General features: G+C 68.7%; 2 protein-coding genes and 1 pseudogene. 2 read left to right on the top strand and 1 reads right to left on the bottom strand.

The features are described 5' to 3' along the window. Window positions 1–909, bottom strand: a pseudogene (locus IEX37_RS15795) (ISL3 family transposase); the annotation flags it as partial. Between the two features lie 125 nt (window positions 910–1,034). On the opposite strand from IEX37_RS15795, the gene IEX37_RS15790 reads away from it, so the two are divergent. Then, the gene (locus tag IEX37_RS15790) at window positions 1,035–1,844 is read left to right on the top strand and encodes a methylenetetrahydrofolate reductase (RefSeq protein ID WP_188757331.1); all 810 of its coding nucleotides are present in this window, start codon (window positions 1,035–1,037) and stop codon (window positions 1,842–1,844) included. Then, the gene (gene purU, locus IEX37_RS15785) at window positions 1,841–2,716 is read left to right on the top strand and encodes a formyltetrahydrofolate deformylase (RefSeq protein WP_188757330.1); all 876 of its coding nucleotides are present in this window, start codon (window positions 1,841–1,843) and stop codon (window positions 2,714–2,716) included. Before IEX37_RS15790 ends, purU begins: the two co-directional genes overlap by 4 nt. The last annotated feature ends 466 nt before the right edge of the window (window positions 2,717–3,182 follow it).

Raw genomic sequence — 3,182 nt, 5'->3', positions numbered from 1 at the left:
GGTCGGTGAGTAGCCTCGCGCCGGTGTGGAGGGTGCGGCGGGCCTTGTAGAGCGGGTCGTTCTTGCGCCCGCGCCGCCCGTGCAGGCGCTGCTGGACGCGGCGGCGGCAGACATCGAGCGCGTCGTCGGCGAGGCGGACGACATGGAACGGGTCCATCACGGCCGTCGCGTCCGGGAGCTCTTCGGTGGTGGCGGTCTTGAACCCGGTGAACCCGTCCATCGCGACGACCTCAACCCCGTCCCGCCAGTGCCGGGGACGGGACGCGAGCCACGTCTTGAACACCGCCTGGAGCGACCCTCGACCATGGCCAGCAACCTGGACGGGCCCGTCTTCTCCCGCACCGGGGTGAGATCGATGATCACGGTGACGTACTTGTCCCCGAATCGGGTGTGACGCCAGACGTGCTCGTCGACGCCGATCACCCGGACGCCGTCGAACCGGGCCGGATCATCAATCAGCACGCGCTTACCTTCGGCGAGGACCGCAGCGTTCGCGGTGTGCCAGGACACCCCGAGACCGGCAGCGACGCGGGCAACGGTGAGGTGATCGATCACGAGCGCCTCGAGCGCCCATCGCATCCCTCTGCGGGACAGCTTCCCCCGCTCCGGCGCCGCCGCGGTGATGTCCTCCCGCCAGGAGCGCCCGCACCCGGAGCACTTGTAACGGCGGACGCGGACGAGCAGCGCGGTCGGGCGATGCCCGAACGGCTCGTGCGCGAGACGACGTGTGTCCGTCCCACGCGAGAGCGCCTGACTGCCGCAGCCCCGGCACCACGGATCCGGCTCCGCGACCCGGCACTCGATCACCGCCCGATCCGGCTCGAGCCGCTGCCCAACGGCCACAAGGCCGAGCTCATCGAGACGGCAGAACACCGTCAGGTCAGGAGTCACGAAGGTAGCGTGGAGCACGTCGAGGTCTTCCGGATGGCGAGTGTAGGAACTTCCATCCTCGGGAGGCCTCGACCCCTATCCCACCATCGACGCGCTCAACCACCTACCCCCTCATCTGCGAAGAGCCCGACTACTCCCTGGAGATGACGGGCAAGGACGTGCCCGGACTCCACGAGGCGCAGGACGTGATCCCCCAGGGAACGCGCGTGAACGTCACGTTCCTCGGGAACGAGGATCTCGAGATGCGCGTGGCCGCCGCGAAGGCGGTGAAGGAGGCCGGGTTCATCCCGATCCCGCACATCTCGGCCCGCCGGCTGTCGTCGCAGGCCCAGCTCGAGGAGTTCCTCGACCGCCTGCAGCAGGTCGGCGCGACCGAGCACGTGTTCGCGGTCGGCGGCGACCCCGCGACGCCCGAGGGCCCGTACGAAAGCGCGTTCGACGTGATCCGCTCCGGCGTGCTGCAGTCGTACGGCGTGCGCGAGGTGTCGATCTCGGGTTACCCCGAGGGTCACCCCGACATCCCGACCGACGTGCTGTGGGACCACCTCGAGAAGAAGGCGGCCTCGCTGAAGGACCAGGGCCTGGGCGCGGTGATCCTGACGCAGTTCGCGTTCGACACCGACCCGGTGATGCAGTGGATCGACGGGGTCCGCGACCGCGGCATCGACGCGACCATCCGGATCGGCACCCCCGGCCCGGCGGGCATCAAGCGCCTGCTGAGCTTCGCGCGCCGCTTCGGCGTCGGCGCGAACGCGATGATCGTGAAGAAGTACGGCTTCTCGCTCACCAACCTGCTCGGCACGGCCGGCCCGGACACCTTCGTGACGGAGCTGGGCGACCTGGTCGCCGCCGACCCCAAGGCCGGTGACGTGAAGCTGCACATGTACGCGTTCGGCGGGCTGCGCGCCACGGCCGAGTGGGCCCGCGACTACCAGGCGAAGGTGTCCGCATGACCGTGCAAAACCCCGCGCTGATCGATCGCGCGTGCCTGATCGTGCACGGCCCGGACCAGCCGGGCATCGTCGCGGCGCTCGCCGCGCTGATCACGCGCCACAACGGCAACATCGTCACGCTCGACCAGTACTCCTCCGACCCCGTCGGCGGCGACTTCTTCCAGCGCGTGGTGTTCCACCGCCTGGATCTGATCGCGGCGATGGGCGACATCGAGGCGGACCTCGCGAAGACCCTCGAGCCGTTCGGCATGGAGTGGACGCTCACGGATCAGTCGGTCCCGAAGCGGATGGCGATCCTGGCCTCCAAGAGCGACCACTGCCTGCTCGACCTGCTGTGGCGTCACCGCCGCGGCGAGCTGCCCGTGACGATCCCGATGGTGATCTCGAACCACACCAACACGGCCGAGGACGTCCGCACATTCGGCGTTCCGTTCTTCCACGTGCCGTCGCAGGCGGGGCCCGACAAGAGCGAATCGGAGGCGGCGATCCTGAAGCTGCTCGAGGGCAACGTCGACTTCGTCGTGCTCGCCCGCTACATGCAGGTGTTCTCGGGCGACTTCCTCGAGAAGGTCGGCGTGCCGGTGATCAACATCCACCACTCGTTCCTGCCCGCCTTCATCGGGGCCGGCCCGTACCGCAAGGCCAAGGAGCGCGGCGTGAAGCTGATTGGGGCGACCGCGCACTACGTCACCGAGGACCTGGACGAGGGCCCGATCATCGAGCAGGACGTCGTGCGCGTGACGCACGTCGACACCGCCGAGGACCTGCAGCGCCGCGGCGCCGACGTGGAGCGCGCCGTGCTCTCCCGGGCCGTGGCGTGGCACGCGGAGGACCGCGTCATCCGCCAGGGCAACCACACCATCGTCTTCTGAGCGCGGGGAAGGGCTACGACTCGGCACTGATTCGCGCATTTTCCCGTCCTATGGCTACGGCGGGAGAGACGCTTCACGCGACGCTCACTGAAACTGAGTTCGCCGCTTTGAGGGTGCTCTCCGAAAGCACGATCCCGCTTTCCGTCCGAAGAGTCGCCGCCGCTGGGCGTGTCGCCGACGACGGCGAACAGTGCATTGTCCACATTGTCGAGCCGGATGACAGGGGAGCCTCGACGGGTCAAGCCGTACTCGACGGGCGGGGGCGGCATCCGTCTGGAGCACTCGTAGGCCGCCTGCCTCGTTGCTGCCCTCCTCGCGGGTGATGTCGGCGGCGCTCGAATTCTGAACGGATCCGGTGTTCGAAAAGTGAACGGTTGCGGGCGTGAGTGGCGTCCCGCATAGTGGTGTAACCGCTCGGTGGCCGGCCCCGTTGTGAACGTGGGCGCGGTCACCGTGTGATCCTTCG

Source organism: Microbacterium album, from assembly GCF_014643695.1.
GTDB lineage: Bacteria > Actinomycetota > Actinomycetes > Actinomycetales > Microbacteriaceae > Microbacterium > Microbacterium album.
Note: the sequence above shows the minus strand (reverse complement) of the source record. Positions and strands in the feature narration are given on the sequence as shown.